The sequence below is a fragment of the Pseudomonas sp. SF2 genome (assembly GCF_036858055.1).
Classification (GTDB): domain Bacteria; phylum Pseudomonadota; class Gammaproteobacteria; order Pseudomonadales; family Pseudomonadaceae; genus Aquipseudomonas.
Genome location: NZ_JAMBDI010000062.1, coordinates 1 through 1,301 on the forward strand (window position 1 = coordinate 1; position 1,301 = coordinate 1,301).

Consider the following 1,301-nt stretch of genomic DNA (forward strand, 5'->3'; position numbering starts at 1 on the left):
CAAGGCTGGCGAAACCAGTGCCCCGTACACCCATGCTGCGCAGGGCGATGACGTCTATCTGGATAGCGGCGAAATCACCCTCGGCATCACCTCGGCGGTGGATGTCGATGGTCGGCCGTTCGAAAACCTGCAGTTGGGTGGCGCCGCCTCGGTTCAGGTTACTGACACGATCAGCGAAGTTGTGGCCACACTGACAGCAACCGAGACCGTCACCGAAGGTGGCGTGATCACCTACACCGTGACCCTGAGCAACCCAGACGGTCTGCCGATCAGCAACCACTCGGCATTGACCTTCACCCTGAGCGACGGCAAGACCGTCATCACCGTGCCGGCCAACGGCACGACTGGTTCGGTCACCGTGACTGCCCCGGACAACGTCTATACCGGTGCGAACGCACCGGTCGAGCAGAGCCTGAAATACGTCAGCGGCGCTGATGCGTGGAAATTCGAGCACCTGACGTTGAACGAAACCAAGGTTAGCACCGAGGTCACCGACGAGCCTGGTTCGGGTACCCCGGGCACCGGCAACGAAGGCGACCTGGTCAAGGTCACCATCACTGCCGACCAGACTTCGGTAGCCGAGAACGTCAAACCGAGCTTCACTGTGCATATCAACACTGCACTGGATCATGACCTTGTCGTGACCCTGAGTAACGATGCACAGGTCACCATCAAAGCCGGTCAGACTTCGAGCGAACCTTATGTCCATGCGGCACAGGGTGACGACGTCTATCTGGATAGCGGCGAAATTTCCCTGGGCATCAAGTCCGCTGTCGGACGTTGATGGTCGTACCTTCGAGAACCTGCAACTGGGCGGCGACGCTTCGGTCAAGGTGACCGACACAATCGACGAAGTTGTGGCAAAACTGACAGCAACCGAGACTGTCAGCGAAGGTGGACAGATCACCTACACCATCACGCTGACCAACAAAGACGGTCTGCCGATCAACAACCACTCGGCCCTGACCTTCACGCTGAGCGACGGCAAGACCGTTATCACCGTGCCGGCCAACGGCACGACTGGTTCGGTCACCGTGACTGCCCCGGACAATGTCTATAGCGGTGCGAACGCTCCGGTCGAGCAGAGCTTGAAATACGTCAGTGGCGCTGATGCATGGAAATTCGAACAGCTGACGCTGGACGAAACCAAGGTCAGCACCACCGTCACCGACGAACCTGGCTCGGGCACCCCGGGTACCGGCAACCAAGGCGACCTGGTGCAGGTCACCATCACCGCCGATCAGGCCTCGGTGGCCGAGAACGTCAATCCGACCTTCACCGTGCACATCAACCAGGCGCTG

General features: G+C 59.6%; 2 protein-coding genes. Both read left to right on the plus strand.

The genetic code is table 11. The features are described 5' to 3' along the window. The coding region (locus M2S36_RS23910; protein WP_333957981.1) for an immunoglobulin-like domain-containing protein at positions 1 to 784 on the plus strand (784 nt) is incomplete at its 5' end. Positions 785 to 857: 73 nt separating this feature from the next. After that, positions 858 to 1,301, plus strand: a 444-nt coding sequence (locus M2S36_RS23915; protein ID WP_333957982.1) for an immunoglobulin-like domain-containing protein, incomplete at its 3' end; no start/stop codon positions are given.